This is a genomic window from Nonomuraea sp. NPDC005692 (assembly GCF_040631115.1).
In the GTDB taxonomy this organism is placed as follows: Bacteria; Actinomycetota; Actinomycetes; order Streptosporangiales; family Streptosporangiaceae; genus Nonomuraea.
The window spans coordinates 82,623-98,164 of the sequence record NZ_JBEXYU010000034.1 but is presented as its reverse complement, the minus strand read 5'-3'; the positions used below and the strand labels follow the sequence as shown (position 1 = coordinate 98,164).

The 15,542-nt window shown below is 74.4% G+C and carries 13 protein-coding genes; 7 read left to right on the top strand and 6 right to left on the bottom strand.

Annotation, left to right across the window (positions count from 1 at the left end; genetic code table 11):
* Positions 1-20: 20 nt before the first annotated feature.
* From ABZ459_RS43465 to ABZ459_RS43455, 3 genes are all read left to right on the top strand, one after another.
* Positions 21-830, top strand: coding sequence for a TIGR03619 family F420-dependent LLM class oxidoreductase (locus ABZ459_RS43465; RefSeq protein WP_357984070.1), 810 nt, complete (start codon positions 21-23; stop codon positions 828-830).
* 21 nt (positions 831-851) lie between these two features.
* On the top strand, positions 852-2,351 hold the full coding sequence (locus ABZ459_RS43460; protein ID WP_357984067.1) for a serine/threonine-protein kinase: 1,500 nt from the start codon (positions 852-854) through the stop codon (positions 2,349-2,351).
* A 108-nt stretch (positions 2,352-2,459) separates the two neighbouring features.
* Positions 2,460-4,478: a PASTA domain-containing protein gene (locus ABZ459_RS43455; RefSeq protein ID WP_357984064.1), complete on the top strand. Its 2,019-nt coding sequence runs from the start codon at positions 2,460-2,462 to the stop codon at positions 4,476-4,478.
* Between the two features lie 72 nt (positions 4,479-4,550).
* Here ABZ459_RS43455 and ABZ459_RS43450 read toward each other — a convergent pair whose 3' ends face one another.
* The gene (locus ABZ459_RS43450; RefSeq protein WP_357984061.1) at positions 4,551-5,072 is read right to left on the bottom strand and encodes a TetR family transcriptional regulator; all 522 of its coding nucleotides are present in this window, start codon (positions 5,070-5,072) and stop codon (positions 4,551-4,553) included.
* A gap of 97 nt (positions 5,073-5,169) precedes the next feature.
* Between ABZ459_RS43450 and ABZ459_RS43445 the strand changes: the two genes are divergently transcribed.
* Positions 5,170-7,401, top strand: a complete 2,232-nt coding sequence (locus ABZ459_RS43445) for an MMPL family transporter (protein ID WP_357984058.1) — start codon at positions 5,170-5,172, stop codon at positions 7,399-7,401.
* Between the two features lie 16 nt (positions 7,402-7,417).
* Here the strand turns inward: ABZ459_RS43445 and ABZ459_RS43440 are convergent, their stop codons facing one another.
* From ABZ459_RS43440 to ABZ459_RS43425, 4 genes are read right to left on the bottom strand one after another with little or no spacing between them, the layout of a single operon-like run.
* Entirely contained in the window at positions 7,418-7,729 is a 312-nt protein-coding gene (locus tag ABZ459_RS43440) for a hypothetical protein (protein ID WP_352319407.1), read from the bottom strand.
* 24 nt (positions 7,730-7,753) lie between these two features.
* A complete protein-coding gene (locus ABZ459_RS43435; RefSeq protein ID WP_357984055.1) occupies positions 7,754-8,419 on the bottom strand; it encodes a metalloregulator ArsR/SmtB family transcription factor in 666 nt (221 codons plus the stop codon).
* Positions 8,419-8,910: a cupin domain-containing protein gene (locus ABZ459_RS43430; RefSeq protein ID WP_357984052.1), complete on the bottom strand. Its 492-nt coding sequence runs from the start codon at positions 8,908-8,910 to the stop codon at positions 8,419-8,421. Before ABZ459_RS43430 ends, ABZ459_RS43435 begins: the two co-directional genes overlap by 1 nt.
* Positions 8,911-8,951: 41 nt before the next feature.
* Positions 8,952-10,040 (bottom strand): alcohol dehydrogenase catalytic domain-containing protein, encoded by a 1,089-nt coding sequence (locus ABZ459_RS43425; RefSeq protein ID WP_357984049.1) that lies wholly within the window; start codon positions 10,038-10,040, stop codon positions 8,952-8,954.
* Positions 10,041-10,169: 129 nt separating this feature from the next.
* Here ABZ459_RS43425 and ABZ459_RS43420 point away from each other — a divergent pair, with 129 nt between their 5' ends.
* The 3 genes from ABZ459_RS43420 to ABZ459_RS43410 are packed head-to-tail and all read left to right on the top strand — an operon-like array spanning position 10,170 to position 14,812.
* Positions 10,170-11,402, top strand: coding sequence for an ABC transporter substrate-binding protein (locus ABZ459_RS43420; protein ID WP_357984046.1), 1,233 nt, complete (start codon positions 10,170-10,172; stop codon positions 11,400-11,402).
* A complete protein-coding gene (locus ABZ459_RS43415) occupies positions 11,399-14,071 on the top strand; it encodes an ATP-binding cassette domain-containing protein (RefSeq protein ID WP_357984043.1) in 2,673 nt (890 codons plus the stop codon). Before ABZ459_RS43420 ends, ABZ459_RS43415 begins: the two co-directional genes overlap by 4 nt.
* Positions 14,072-14,812: an ABC transporter ATP-binding protein gene (locus ABZ459_RS43410; RefSeq protein ID WP_357984041.1), complete on the top strand. Its 741-nt coding sequence runs from the start codon at positions 14,072-14,074 to the stop codon at positions 14,810-14,812.
* Here the strand turns inward: ABZ459_RS43410 and ABZ459_RS43405 are convergent.
* On the bottom strand, positions 14,804-15,532 hold the full coding sequence (locus ABZ459_RS43405; protein WP_357984038.1) for a dienelactone hydrolase family protein: 729 nt from the start codon (positions 15,530-15,532) through the stop codon (positions 14,804-14,806). The genes ABZ459_RS43410 and ABZ459_RS43405 overlap by 9 nt on opposite strands.
* Positions 15,533-15,542 lie beyond the last annotated feature (10 nt).

Sequence of the window (15,542 nt, the reverse complement as noted above, 5' to 3'; positions counted from 1 at the left end):
GGTTGACATGAGGAGGCCGTATGAGGCTGGGTGTCACGATGTTCGCCACGGATCTGGCCATGCCGGTCCAGGACCTCGCGGCCGCGGCCGAGGAGCGCGGGTTCGACTCGCTCTACCTGCCCGAGCACACCCACATCCCGGTCAGCCGCCGCACGCCGCCCGCCGGCGGCCAGGACGAGCTGCCCGAGGAGTACAAGCGCACCCTGGACCCGCTGGTCGCGCTCTCCTTCGCCGCCGCCGCGACCCGGCGGCTGCGCGTCGGCACCGGCATCCTGCTCGCCGCCCAGCGCGACCCCATCGTGACCGCCAAGGCCCTGGCCACGCTCGACCACCTGTCGGGCGGGCGCGTGGTGGTCGGCGTCGGGTTCGGCTGGAACGTCGAGGAGATCGAGAACCACGGCGTGCCGTACGGGCGGCGGCGCGAGGTCGCCCGGCGCAACGTACTGGCCATGCGGGCCTTCTGGCGGGAAGAGGTGGCCGCCGTCGAAGGGCTCGAACCGTCCTGGTCGTGGCCCAAGCCCGCGCACGACCTGCCCGTCTACCTCGGCGGGGCCGCCGGGCCGAAGCTGTTCGCCCACATCGCCGAGTACGGTGACGGCTGGATGCCCATCGGCGGCAAGGGCATCAAGGACGCGCTGCCCGCGCTGCGTGAGGCGTGCGAGAAGGCAGGGCGGCCGATGGCCAGGGTGATCCCGTTCGGGACGCTGCCCACCAGGGAGAAGCTGGACTACTTCGCCGGGCTCGGCATCGAGGAGGCCGTGGCCACCCTGCCGAGCGGCCCGGCGGACGTCGTGCTGCGCGCCCTCGACGGCTACGCCGCGCTGCTGTAGGCGGTGCCATAATGACGCCCTATGTCCGAGCTCCGTGCTGATGATCCCCGCCGGCTGGGGGAGTACCGGCTGTCGCGCAGGCTCGGGCAGGGCGGCCAGGGCGTCGTCTTCCTCGGCCACTCGGCGGCCGGGGCGCAGGTCGCGATCAAGCTGCTGCACGCGAGCGTGTCCAAGGACGCCGACGTACGGCGCAGGTTCCTCGGCGAGGTCGAGGCGGTGCGCCGGGTCGCGGCCTTCTGCACCGCCCAGCTCCTCGACGCCGACCTCGACGGCGACCGGCCCTACCTGGTCAGCGAATACGTCGAAGGGCCCTCGCTGGGCGAGCACGTGGTGGCCGGTGGGCCCCGGCGCGGCGGCTCGCTCGACCGGCTGGCCATCGGCACCGCCACCGCCCTGGGGGCGATCCACCGGGCGGGGGTCGTCCACCGCGACCTGAAGCCGGGCAACGTGCTGCTCAGCCTCGACGGGCCGCGGGTGATCGACTTCGGGGTGTCCCGGCTGATGGACGCCGCCGCCACCACGACCAGGTCGCCCATCGGCACGCCGGCCTACCTGTCGCCCGAGCGCATCAGCGGGGAGCCGGCGGGGCCGCCCGCGGACATGTGGGCGTGGGGGCTGACCGTGGCGTACACGGCCGGGGGTCGGCACGCGTACATGGCGGACACGTACCAGGAGGTCCTGGCCCGGATCCTGTACGGCAAGCCGGACCTGCGCGGGTTGTCGGGGCGGCTGCGGGAGATCGTGGAGGCGTGCCTGGCCCACGACCCGCGCGACCGGCCGGACGCCGAGGAGACGCTGCGCGCGCTGCTCGGCCAGGACGGCGGAACGGGCGACGTCCTCCCCTCCGGCGCCCGAGCCGCCGTCCCCACCCCACCGCCCCCCTTCCCGCGTACCACCCCCACGACCACCCCCACCACAGCGCCCCGGCCCTCTCCGGAAGGGACGCCCGCCACAGTGCCTTGGCCCTCTCCCGAGGGAACCCGCGCCCCCTGGCCCACCCCGGAAGGGACGCCCGCCGTCGCGCCCGGGGAAGCGTCCACCTCGCCTCTTGAAGGGACGCCCGCCGTCGCGGCCGGGGGAGCGTCCGCCACTCCCCCCAAGGGGACGCCCGCCGTCTCGGGGCGCAGGATCTGGCAGGTGGTTGTGGCGGTGGCCGCGGTGGTGATGGGGGTTGCCGGTTTCGTGTTCTGGTTGCGCGCGTCCCAGGGCCCCACCCTGGACGGCACCTGGACGGGATCGGCCGAGCACCCCACGGCCGGCCGGGTCTTCCCGGTCGAGCTGCGCCTGCGCGCCGACGGCGGATCCACCATGCGCTGGGGCGCCGACCTGCACTGTTCCGGCCGGCTCGCCCCCACCAGGAGCGCCGTCGTGTTCGACCTCGGCCAGGTCAAGGGTGAGTCGTGCCACGCCGGGACGGTCCGCATCGTCCCCTCGGACGACCCCAACCGGTTCCTGGTCAAGGTGACCCGGTCCGACACCGGCGCCGTCGTGTACTCGGGCCGGCTCTCCCGGGCCTCCTGACCGGCTGTGTCACGGTCAGGCGGCGATTGCCGTGCACACTGTTGACTGAACGCCGCCCGTTGCCTTCAGTGGAGAGCAAGAAGGGGTGGCGGCGAGGGGAGGCGCCCCGTGCCGACGGCGCAGCCGCTGAGAACGGGGGACCCGCACAGGCTCGGCGAGTACGAGCTCGCCGGGCGACTGGGCGAAGGCGGACAGGGCGCGGTGTTCCTCGGTTCGCGGAGCGGCGAGAGGTACGCGGTCAAGCTGCTGCACGGGCCCGTGGGGGACGAGCAGGGGGCGTTCCTGCGGGAGGTGGAGCTGGCCAAGCATGTGGCGAGGTTCTGCACGGCCCAGGTGATCGACGCCGGGTTCGACGAGGGCCGGCCGTACATCGTGAGCGAGTACGTCGACGGGCCCTCGCTGCACCGGGAGGTCTCGCTGACCGGGCCGCGGCACGGCGGCGCGCTGGAGCGGCTGGCGGTCGGCACCGCGACCGCGCTGGCCGCGATCCACCGGGCGGGCATCGTGCACCGGGACTTCAAGCCGCAGAACGTGCTGCTCGGGCCCGACGGGCCGCGGGTGATCGACTTCGGCCTGGCCAGGGCGCTGGACGCGGCGGCCACGGTGACGAACAGGGGCGTGGGCACGCCCGCGTACATGGCTCCTGAGCAGATCACCGCCTCGGCCGTGACCGGGGCGGCCGACGTCTTCTCCTGGGGCGCGACGATGTGCTTCGCGGCCAACGCGAGCGCGCCGTTCGGGCAGGACTCGGTGGCGCCGGTGCTGCACCGCATCCTGACCGCGCCGCCCGAGCTGGGCAGGCTGGACGGGCGGCTGCGGGTGCTGGTCGCCGCCTGCCTGGACAAGGACGTCAGGAACCGGCCCGCCAGCAGGGAGCTGCTGCTCGCGCTGCTCGGCGAGCCGGACTCGCCGGACCGGGGGTACGGCGACGTGCCGCTGGTCCCCGGGCAGCGTCCGCCCGTGCCGCCGGCCGAGCCCGAGGTCACCGGCGTGGCCGGCGCCTACCATCTGCGCTCGCGGACGGGCGCCGGCCCGGAACCGCTCACGTCCACCGGCCCGACGACCCCGCCGGGCCCGACGGCGCCGGTCGCGGCGACCCCGCGAGGCCCGAGAGCGCCGGACGAGATGGGCCCGCCGGACGGGCTGAGGACGCGGGCCGGGACGGGCGCGCAGGACCGCCGGGGGCGCGGGGCCGGGTGGGTGCAGGCGGTCGTGGCGGTGTGCGCGGCGCTGCTGGTGACCGCGGTGGTGCTCACCGTGATCGTGCCCGCGCTCGACGGCCACCGCTCCGGCCAGGCGTCCGTGCTGCCGTCGGCGCCGCCGAGCCCGGCGGGGTCGGCGCGTGCCTCCTCGCGGCCGGGCGGGAAGCCGGCGGAGCGGGAGCGCGTGTCCACCGTCGCGCCCGCCGTCGAGCCCACCGGTGGGCCCATCGGCGGGCCGACGGTCGGGCGGCCGGTGACCACGGTCGTGGTCCCGCCGCTGACGGGCCTGGACCGGGCCGACGCGGTCAAGGCGCTCAAGCAGGCCGGCCTGACCGTCGGCGCGGTCACCAGGACCGACTCGCCGCGGGAGATCGGCCGGGTGCTGGACAGCCGTCCGGCGGCCGGCACGGTGGTGGACCGGGGCGGCACGGTCGCGCTGGAGGTGTCGGCGGGGGTGCCGGTGCCGTCCGTCGTCGGGCGGCGGCGCAAGGCGGCCGAGGCGGCGCTCACCGCCGCCGGGCTCGCGGCGGGGACGGTCACCCGGGCCTGCTCCGACCAGCCGGACGGCCAGGTCCTCGCGACGCGGCCGGAGGCCGGCGCGCGGCTGCCGGGCGGCGGCACGGTGGCGCTCACGGTGGCCCGCCAGGGCGTCGAGGTGCCGTCCGTGGTGGGGCGGTCCCGCGCCGACGGCCGGGCCGACCTGGTCGCGGCCGGCTTCACAGTACGGTCCCGCGCCCAGGTCGTGGACGACGACGCCAAGGCGGACACCGTCCTGACCCAGAGCCTGAACCCGGGCACCTGCGCCGCGCCCGGCGACGTGTTGGTGATCACGGTCGGCGTCACCGGCCAGTCCGGCGGCCCCGGCCCCGAGGAGCCCACGCAGACCCCGACCGGCCCCGCCACCGACCCCTCGACCGGCCTGTAGCCGCCCCACCGCGCACGGAAGCGGTGGGACGGGGTCTCCAGGACGAGCCGCAGGCCGGCGTTCGCGGTCCCGTCAGAAGGCCAGCGCGGACTCCAGCATGACCGCCGTGACCTGGTCCTCGGGCAGGTCCATGGTCTTGACCACGCCCCACTGCAGGGCCCCGAGCAGCGCCCAGCACCTGACCCTGGCCTCGGGGCCCGGGTTCTCACCGGCGAGCTTGGCGAAGATCTCGTCCCTGAACGTGCCGACGACCGCGCGCTCGGAGCCGGGCGGCTGGCTGTCGTCGGCCGCCAGGTCCTCCATGAACAAGCGGATCACCGCGCGGTGCCGCACCGCGAAGACGGCCAGGGCCTCGACGAACGCCTTGCGGTCGGGGTGGTCGGAGTCGAGCAGCGTGATCATCTCGGCCGCGGCGGGCGAGAGCAGTTCGGAGGCCAGCCGGTCCTTGGGATGGAAGTGGTAGGCGACGGCGGTCTTGGTCAGCCCGACCGCGGCGGCGATGTCGGCCAGCGAGGTGCCCGCGTAGCCGCGCTCGGCGAACAACTCGCGCGCGGCCGCCAGGATCCGGGAGCGGGTGTCGTCGGGTGTGGTCATCGTCTCATTTCCCACGGGATCCGGAATTTCCGATGTCCTCCGTTTTATCGTAGTCCTGTACGACCGTACAGGACGGCCGTCGGGCAGAGGCGAGACGATGACGCGGTTTCTTGGTCGGCTGGGTGGCTGGTGCGCGCGGCACGGGCGGATCGTGCTGGCATTATGGGTGGCCCTGGCCGCGGGCCTGATGGGCGCGAGCCTCGCGCTCGGCAGCCCGGTCAGCAACGACGCCTCCATCCCGGGCACCGACGCGCAGCGCGCGCACGACCTGATGAAGGAGGGCTTCGGCCCCGGCTACGCCACCGGCGGAACCGTGCAGCTCCTCCTCTACACCGCGGACGGGAAGCTCACCGACGGACCGCGCAAGGAGGCCGTCGAGCGCTCGGTCGCCGCGATGCGCACGATGCCGCACGTCGTCCAGGTGGACACGCCCTACCGGATGGGCGGCATCGCCTCGAACCTGCAGATCGGCGTGATCACCGTCAAGATGCAGGGCAACGACCCCGACAAGGTGGGCGAGGACACGCAGGCGCTGTCCGACGCCGCGGCCCCGGCCAGGGACGCCGGCCTGGAAGTGGTGGCCGCCGCCGACTCCAACCCGGCGAGCAAGGAGATCAAGACCGGGCCGAGCGAGATCATCGGCGTGGTCTGCGCGCTGCTCGTGCTGGTCTTCGCGTTCGGGACGCTGGTCGCCGCGATGGTGCCGATCTTCGCCGCGCTGGTCAGCGTGGCGACCGGGCTCGGCGTGATCGGCCTGCTCGGCTACGTCGTGGACATGCCCAAGCAGGCCGGGATCATGTCCACGATGATCGGGCTCGGCGTCGGCATCGACTACGCGCTGTTCCTGCTGTCGCGCCACCGCAAGCTGCTGGCCGACGGCGTGCCGGTCGTGGAGTCCGTACGCCGGACGGTGGCCAGCTCGGGCGGGGCCGTCGTGTTCGCCGGCGGCACGGTGATCATCGCGTTGAGCGCGCTGATGCTGGCCGGGTTCCCGCTGCTGAGCACGCTCGGCTGGGTGACCGGCATCTCCGTCGTCTTCGCCGTGCTGACCTCGGTCACCCTCGTGCCCGCCCTGCTCGGGCTGCTCGGCCACCGCGTCAACGCGCTCAAGGTGCCGCTGGTGCGCGGGCGGTCGTCCACCCGCGGCGGTGGCGCCGGCTGGGCCGGGCTCGGGGCGTGGGTGGCGCGCCGGCCGTGGCGGGTGCTGATCGGCAGCGTCCTCGTGCTCGGCGCGCTGGCCGCGCCCGCGCTCGCGCTGAAGCTGGGGCCGCTGGACGAGGGGTACGCGGCCAAGGACTCGACCGGGCGGCGCGCGTACGAGCTGATGGCCACGGCCTTCGGGCCCGGCAGCAACGGCCCGCTGATCGTGGTCGCCGAGCTGCCGGAGAAGGTCTCCGGCGCCGGGGACGCCACCGTGAAGCGGATCGCCGACGAGGTCGCCCGCGTCGACGGGGTCGCCCACGTGTCCGACCCGAAGGTGAACGACTCCGGCCGCTCGGTCCTGCTCCAGGCGATCAGCGACTACGCCCCGAGCGACCCTAAGGCCGCCGAGGTGGTCAGGGAGGTCAGGGCCATCTCGATCCCGGACGTCCAGGTGCACGTCGGCGGCAAGGTGGCCGGGCTGACCGACGCCGGGGACCGCATGAACGAGCGCACCCCGCTGGTCATCGGCGTGGTCGTGCTGCTCAGCGCGCTGCTGCTGCTGTTCGCCTTCCGGGCGCCCGTCGTCGCGGTCAAGGCCGCCGTGATGAACCTGGTGTCGCTGGGCGCCGCGTTCGGCGCGCTCGCGCTGGTGTTCTCGATCGGCCTCGGCAGCGGCCTGGTCGGCATGGACGCCCCGATGGACTCCTCCTACCTCCAGACGCTGTTCTTCTCCGTGCCGATCGAGAGCTACGTGCCGCTGATGCTGTTCGCGGTGCTGTTCGGCCTGTCGATGGACTACGAGGTGTTCCTGCTGACGGCGGTGCGCCAGGCCCACGCCCGGCACGGCGACAACAGCCGGGCGGTGGCCGAGGGCCTCGGCTCGACCGGCCGGGTCATCACCTCGGCCGCCCTGATCATGGTGGCGGTGTTCGTGGCGTTCATCGCCTACCCGGACGCGATGGTCAAGACGTTCGGCGTCGGGCTGGCCGTGGCCATCGCGGTGGACGCGACCGTCATCCGCGGCTTCCTCGTGCCGGCCACGATGGTGCTGCTCGGCCGGGCGAACTGGTGGTGCCCGCGCTGGCTGGACCGGCTGCTGCCGAACCTGTCGGTCGAGGGGCACGAGGACGACGAGCCGGAGCCGCGCCGCGAGCGCGCGCAGGAGCCGGTGGGCGCCGGGCGCTGACCCCGCCGGCGGCCGGTCAGTCGGGGTCGTCGAGGTGGCAGGCCGGCACCCACCCGACGACGCCGGTGGCCGCGTCGGTGCCGTGGTGCCACAGGGTGCTGTCGAACGCGTCGTCGCAGCGGAACAGCTCGTGCTCCTCCGACCTGTCGGAGTCGAAGCCGTCGCCGGGACGGCCCACGCCGAGCTGGGCCGCGCCGCCCTTCGGCTCGCTCCAGATGACCACCTCGCGGCTGCGGAAGTCGTAACGGTAGCGGGCCTGCGCGGGGCCGGCGCCGCCCACGGTCACGACCGCGAGCAGGCCGGCCGCGACGGCTCCTCTGGCGAGCATGCGGACCTCCATCACTGTGGGCGATTATCCGCTCACAGTACGCTCCCGTGCGACCTCGTGTCCGGCACGCCGCCAGCCGATCAGGCCGCCGTCCAGCGGGCGGGCGTCGAGACCGTGCTCGCGCAGCAGGCGTACGGCCTGCGGGGAGAGCACGCAGTACGGCCCGCCGCAGTAGGCCACGACCCGGGCGTCCGCCGGCAGCTCCGCCAGGCGGCCCGCCAGGTCGTCCAGGGGCACCGAGATCGCGCCCGGCACGTGCCCCTTGGCGTAGGCGGCGGCCGGACGGACGTCGACGACCACCGTGCCGGGATCGGCCAGCCTGGCGGCCAGCTCGTCGGCCGTGACGCCGGACAGGTCGCCCAGGTGCTCCCGTACCGCCTCGCGCAGGCCGGACAGCCGGTCGTGGGCGAAATGCTGGAGGTCGCCCAGGAAACGCGAGACCTGCTCGTCGGCCAGCCGGTAGCGGATCCGCGTGCCGTCCCTGCGGCTGGTCACCAGATGGGCCGCGTGCAGGTGCTGGAGCTGGGCCGAGGTGTTCTTGAGCGGCACGCCCGCCGCCCGCGCCAGCTCATCGACCGTGCGCTCGCCCTGGTCGAGCACGTCGAGCAGGCGCAGCCGCACCGGGTTGGCCAGCGCCTTGCCGACGCGGGCCAGGTGCCGGTAGATGGGCTCTTCAGGGAAAGCCGTCATCAGACCGCGTACTGGTCGTGGCGGAGCCAGAGCTCGGTCCACTCCTCGGGGGTGAGCTCGCGGCCGGTGTGGGTGATCTCGGCCAGCTCCTCGAAGTACGCCTCGCGCGGCGCGCCCGGCGTGAAGAGCACCAGCATCGAGGCCGGCTCGCCCGAGGCGTTGCGGAAGGCGTGCACGCCGCCCTCGGGCACGTGCAGGAAGTCGCCGGGGCGGCCGTCGGCCCATTTGTCGCCGTCGTAGAGCTGGACGGTGCCGGTCAGCACGTAGAACGACTCGGTGATGGTGCGGTGGAAGTGCGGGGACGCGCCGCCGGGGCGCGGGCCCATCTCCCAGCGGTACAGGCCGTAGGCGCCGTTCGTCGAGCCGCCCGTGCCCAGGTAGTGGACGCGGGTGCCGGTCGCCATCGACAGGTCGGGGCCGTTGGCCGCCGGGCGCAGGGTGGCGCTGATCTCGCCGGTCTCGGCCAGGTAGCGCTGCTCGGGGTACGACATGGGACAACCTCCACTATTCCAAAGAAAATTAGAATAGCGCCTCAGAACGTGATGACCGTGCGGGCGACCGTCCCCTGGCGGACGTGGGTGACGGCCTCGTTGATCTGGTCGAGGGGGAGGCGTTCGGTGATCAGGCCGTCGAGGTCGAGCCGGCCGCCGAGGTACTGGGCGGCCAGCATGGGCAGGTCGCGGTGCGGCGCGGCGTCGCCGCCCTGGGTGCCCATGAGGCGGCGGGAGGAGAACAGCAGGCCGGTGTCCAGCGCCATGGGGTGGCCCTGGGGCGGGCTGCCGACCATGACCGTGGTCCCGCCCGGCTGGGTGGCGGCGAAGGCCTCCGCCAGCACGCCGGGGACGCCGGTCGCGTCGAAGGCGTAGTCGACGCCGCCGCGTACCAGCGCGCTCACCTGGCGCGGCAGGTCGCCGGCGGTGAGCAGGTGGGTGGCCCCGAAGCGCTCGGCCAGCTTGAGCTTCGCCTCGGCCACGTCCGCGGCGATGATCGTGGTGGCGCCGGCGAGCACCGCGCCCTGGATGACGTTGAGCCCCACGCCGCCGCAGCCGACCACCAGGACCGAGGCGCCCGGCGGCACCTCGGCCACGTTCAGGACGGCGCCCACGCCGGTGATCACGCCGCAGGCCAGCAGGCACATGGCGGCGAAGGGCGCGTCCTTGGCGATCCTGACGCACATGGCCTCGGTGACCACCGCGTACTCGGCGAACGAGCCGATGCCGATGAAGCGGCGGGTCTGCAGGCCGTCGAGGGTGACCCTGGGCGGGCCGCCCATGATGGTCGGCAGCCGCTGCGGGCCCGAGCACAGGTGGAAGCGGCCGGCGCCGCACTGGCGGCAGCGCCCGCAGGGGCCGCTCATGGCGATGATGACGTGGTCGTCCGGCTTGACGGAGGTGACGCCCGCGCCGACGCTCTCCACCACGCCCGCGCTCTCGTGCCCCAGGATGAACGGTGGCGCGCTCACCACCGGGCTCTTGCCGTCGATGGCCTTGAGGTCGGAGCCGCACACGCCCGAGGCCATGATCCGGACGCGCACCTCGCCGGGGCCGGGGTCGTCGATCTCGACGTCGCGGATCTCCATCGGGGCGTGGAACCCGGTCAGCACGGCCGCGCGCATCAGCATGCGCCCACGCTAGCCCGGTGCGCCGCCTGCGAGCAAGCGGTTGCTCGGTCAGCCGTTGACACCCCTTCCCGGCAAATCTACGCTCAGCGAAACCAAGCGAGCGCTAGGCCGAGTCGCGAGGAGAACAACATGGTACGGCGGGGCGCGGCGGCGCTCACCCTCACGCTGCTCGTCGCCGGCTGCGCGGCCCAGCAGACGGGTGCGGCCCAGTCGGGCGCGGGAGTGACGGACACCACCATCAAGATCGGCGGCGTGCTGACCAAGACCAGCGCGAGCGGCTACTCGACCAGGGACGCCGAGATCGGGGCGAAGGCCAGGTTCGCCCGCGCCAACGCCGAGGGCGGCGTGCACGGCCGGAAGATCGACTTCATCGGCGCCGAGGACGACGCCCAGGACGCGGCCAAGGGCGACGCGGCGGCCAAGAAGCTCGTCCAGAAGGACCAGGTGTTCGCCCTGGTCCCGGTGCACGCCCCGAACTTCGGCGGCGCGGCCTTCCTCGAACAGCAGGGCGTCCCCTGGTTCGGCTGGGCCACCGGGCCGCAGTGGTGCGGCACCAGGACCGGGTTCGGCTACAACGGCTGCCTGGCCCCCAAGCAGGGCGCCGGCTCCCAGACGTGGTGGGGCAGGCAGATGGCCGACCTGCTCGGCGGCGCCGCCGGCAAGAGCGTCTACGTGCAGACCAGCGACTCCAGCGGCAGCAAGTACGGCGGCACGACCATCTCCCAGTCGTTCACCGCGGCCGGGTTCGAGCTGGCCGGCGTGAACTCCGGCCTGCCGGCCGCCGCCCCGCCCCCCGACTGGCTCCCGTACGTCAACAAGATCATGACGTCGGACGGCGGCAAGGCGCCCGACGTCGTCGTCTCGGTGATCGCCGGCACCAAGTTCAACGTCGGGCTCTACGCGGCGCTCAAACGGGCCGGGTACGAGGGCGTGCTCACCGACGCCACCAGCTACGACCTGGCCATCCTCAAGGACCCGGCCGGCGCGCAGGCGCTCGAAGGCGTGATCGCCGCGCCCATGTTCGAGCCGTTCGAGTCACCGGCGCCCGAGATCGCCCAGCTCAAGAAGGACGTCGAGCAGGTCGCCCCCGGCACCGCGCTCACCCAGCACCTGGCGATCGGCTACTGGGCCGCCGACATCTTCCTCGACGTCCTCAAGCGCACCGGCAAGGACCTGACCAGGGAGAAGTTCCTGGCCACCGCCAACGGCGACTACCTCTACGAGAACCCCGGGTTCGGCCGCATCCGCTACCCGAGGGACCACAGCGAGCCGAACGGCTGCGGCGCCCTGGTCAGGCTGGAGGGCGGGGCCTTCCAGGTGGCCAGGAGGATGGCCTGCTTCGACAACGTGCCGCTGAAATGATCCTCCAGTACGTGCTCAGCGGCCTGGTCACCGGGGCCGTCTTCGCGATCATGGGCTCCGGCCTGACCCTGTCGTACGCGGCGACCGGGGTGTTCAACTTCGCCCACGGCGCCGTCGGCTTCCTGGCCGCCCTGGTGTTCTACGAGCTCACCGCCGCCGCCGGGCTGCCCGCCTGGCTGTCGGCGGTGGTGGCGGCCGGGCTGTTCGCGCCCGCGCTCGGCTACCTGCTGCACCGGGCCATGTTCCGCGGGCTCGCCCAGGCGGGGGAGACCGCGCAGATCGTCGCCACCATCGGGCTCACGATCGCGCTGCCCGCGCTCGGCCTGCTGGCCGTGGAGCTGGCCGGGCTGCCCGCCACGGACGCCACCTCGCTGCCGCGCGGCGTCGGCCCCCATCCGGCCCTGACGTTCGACCCGCTCGGGGTGCGGCTGGACACCGACCAGCTCATCACCTTCGCCTTCTCGGCCGTCGCGGCGGCGGGGTTGTGGGCGTTCCTGCGGCACACGCCGTACGGGCTGCGCATGCGCGCCTCCGTGGACCGCCGCCGCCTGGCCACGCTCCGGGGCATCGACGCGGACGCCACCTCGGCGCTGGCCTGGATGCTCGGCTCGGGGCTCGCCGGGCTGGCCGGGGTGCTGGCGGCGCCGGTGCTCGGGCTGGACGCGACGGCGTACACGGTGCTGCTGTTCGCCTCGGCGACGGCGGCGGTGTTCGGGCGGCTGCGCTCGATCCCCTGGACGTTCGCGGCCGGGCTCGCGCTCGGCGTCGTGCAGAACCTGGTCGCCGGGTACACCGACTTCCTGGAGGAGGTCACCGGGCTGCGCACGGCCGTGCCGGTGATCCTGCTGTTCGCCGGGCTGCTGCTGCTGAACCGGTCGCGGGAGCGGGTGGCGGGCAGCGCCGCCGAGGACGTCCCGCCGCCCGACCACCTGGCCGGGGTGCCGGCCTGGCGCAGGCGGCTGCCGTGGGCGGCGGGCCTGGCCGCGCTGGCGGCCTTCGCCCTGCTCGGGCCGGAGTACTACGTGGGCGTCGCGGCCCAGGGGCTGGTGCTGGCGCTGATCTTCTGCTCGTTCGTGGTGGTGACCGGGATCGGCGGCATGGTGAACCTGGCGCAGGCCGCCTTCGCCGCCATGGCAGCGCTGACCTGCGGGTGGGCGTTCGCCTCCGGGCTGCCGTTCGTCGTGGCGATCCTGCTGGGGGTGGCCGCCGCGGGGGCCGTCGGGCTGCTGGTGGCGCTGCCCGCGCTGCGGCTGGGCGGGCGGGTGCTGACGCTGGCCACGCTGGCCCTGGCGCTGCTGGCCGACCAGGTGCTGTTCCAGGTGGACGCCTTCAGCAACGGGACCATCGGATGGGCGCTGCCGGCGCTCGGGCTCGGCTTCGCCGACACCTCCGACCCGCGGGTGCGGGTGGCCGTGCTGCTGGCGCTGATCGGGCTGGTGGCGCTGCTGGTGCGCAACCTGGAGCGGTCGGCGTCGGGGCGGGCCGTCCTCGCCGTACGGTCGGCGCCCGCGGCGGCCGTCACCTCCGGGCTGTCCGCGCCGCGCGCCAAGATCGTGCTGTTCGTGCTGGCGTCGGGCATCGCCGGGCTCGGCGGGGTGCTGTTCGCGATCTCCAAGGGGTCGGTCACGGCCACCGACCTGCCGGCGTTCGCCGGGTTCGTCTGGCTGGCCGTGGTGGTGCTGCAGGGCGTGCGCAGGATCGGCGGGGCGGTGCTCGGCGGGCTGGTCGCGGTGGCCGTGCCCGAACTGCTGGCGACCTGGGGCGTGTCCGCGCACGTGGGGTCGATCCTGTTCGGCGCGGGCGGCATGATCCTGGCCCGGCACCCGGACGGCGTGCTCACCCAGCTGGCCGAGGCCCGTGCCCGCCGCCGTGCCCGCCACCGTGCCCGCCGCCTCCCCGGCGCTTCTCCCGCCACGCCTTCCGCGGCTGCGGCCGAGGTGGTCGCCGGCGTCGTGCCCCGCCGGGCCGCGACCGGCGGCGGGCCCGGCGGGCCGCTGTTCGTGCTGGAGGACGTCGTGGCGGGCTACGCCGACTGCACCGTGCTGCGCGGGGTGCGGCTGGAGGTGCGGCCCGGCGAGGTGGTGGCGCTGCTCGGCGCGAACGGCGCGGGCAAGTCGACCACGTGCGCCGTCGCCGCCGGGGACCTGCCGGTGACCGGCGGCCGGATCCTGCTCGACGGCGTGGACGTCACCGCCTGGCCGGCGCACCGGCGGGCGCGCGCCGGCGTCCTGCTGGCCCCCGAGGGGCGGGGCGTCTTCCCCGGGCTCACCGTGGAGGAGAACCTGCGCACCTGGCTGGACGATCCGGGGCCGGTCTACCGGCGCCTGCCGCAGCTCGCGGCCCGCCGTACGGTGGCCGCCGGCGCGCTGTCGGGCGGCGAGCAGCAGCTCCTCACGCTGGCCCCGGCCCTGGTGCGCCCGCCGCGGGTGCTGATCGCCGACGAGCCGTCGCTCGGCCTGGCCCCGCTCGTGGTGCGCCAGGTGTTCGACGTCTTCGCCGAGCTGCGCGACCGGGGCGTGGCGCTGCTGCTGGTCGAGGAGAAGGCGACGGAGGCGCTGGCCGTCGCCGACCGGGTCGCGTTCATGCGGCTGGGCGCCGTCACCTGGACGGGCCCCCGCTCGGAGGTGGACGGCGACCGGCTGACCGCCGCCTACCTGGGGGTGAGGTGAATGCTCGCGGTGCAGGACGTGTCCGTGGCCTTCGGCGGCGTCAGGGCACTCGACGGCGTGTCGTTCGAGGCCGGGACCGGCCAGGTCTGCGGCGTGATCGGGCCGAACGGCGCGGGCAAGACCACGCTGTTCGACGTGGTGTCCGGGCTGCGCAGGCCGGTCGCGGGCCGGGTCGAGCTGGACGGACGCGACCTGACCGGGGTGTCCGCGCTCCGGCGGGCCAGGGCCGGCGTGCGCAGGACGTTCCAGCGCACGCAGGTGTTCGGCCGGCTCACCGTGGCCCAGAACGTGCTGGCCGCGCTCGACTGGCACGGCGGTGGCGGCGGGTTGGCCGCCGACCTGGCCGGGTGGCCGGGACGGCGGCGGATCGAGCGCGAGCGCGGCGCGCGTGTGGCCGAGGTGCTCGACCTGTGCGGGCTCACCCCGCTGCGCGACGCGTACGCCGCCGCGCTGCCGGTCGGGCAGCGCCGGATGGTCGAGCTGGCCCGCGCGCTGGCGGACCGTCCGCGGCTCCTGCTGCTGGACGAGCCCACCTCCGGCCTGGACGCCGCCCAGACCGCCCGGCTCGGCGAGGTCGTCAGGGCCCTGGACACCACCGTGCTGCTGGTCGAGCACGACATGGGCTTCGTCATGGAGATCTGCGACCGGATCGTCGTCCTGGACCTGGGCAGGGTCATCGCCGCCGGGACGCCGGCGCGGGTCAGGGACGATCCGGTGGTGCGGGCCGCGTACCTAGGCTGAGTGCCGTTCGGTGAAGGACAGGATGCGGCGCCAGGCGTCCTGGCAGATGTCCTCCCACTCCTTGAACGAGCGGTCGAAGAAGGAGTGGGGCGCGCCCTCGTAGACGTGGGTCTCGTGCGCGGTGCCCACCCGGTCCAGCGCCGCGGTGTAGGCGTCGAACTCCTCCGGGCTCGACACCTTGTCGGCGCCGCCCCTGAGCAGCAGCAGCGGCGCGCCGGGGCCGGTCTTCGGCTCGTCGATGAAGCGCAGCGCGCCGTAGAAGCCGATGCTCCCGGCCAGGCCGTTGCCCTCCGCGCCCTGACGCCACGACAGGGCGCCGCCCATGCAGAAGCCGACCGTGAACACCGGGCCGCCGGCGGCCAGCTCGGCGGTCGCCGCCGCCGCGTCGGCCTGCACCTGGTCGAGCTCGAGCCGGTCGACGTGGGGCATGTAGTCGAAGTCGTCGCCCCGGTCGTCGGTCCCGGCGGTGCGGCCGAAGTAGTCGATCGCGATCGTGCGGAACCCGGCCTCGGCGAAGCGCACCGCGAGGTCGCGGTAGAACGGGTGCAGGCCGCGCACGTCCGGCATGATCACCACGCCGCGGCCGTTCGGCTCGGCCGGGTCGGCCCGGTAGGCCATGAAGCGGGTGCCGTCGGCGGAGGTCAGGGTGATCTGCTCGTGCGCTGCCACCTCGCCCCGGATCGGCGGGGCGGGCGGCCGGCTGTCGGTGGAATGACACATGTGCCCAGCA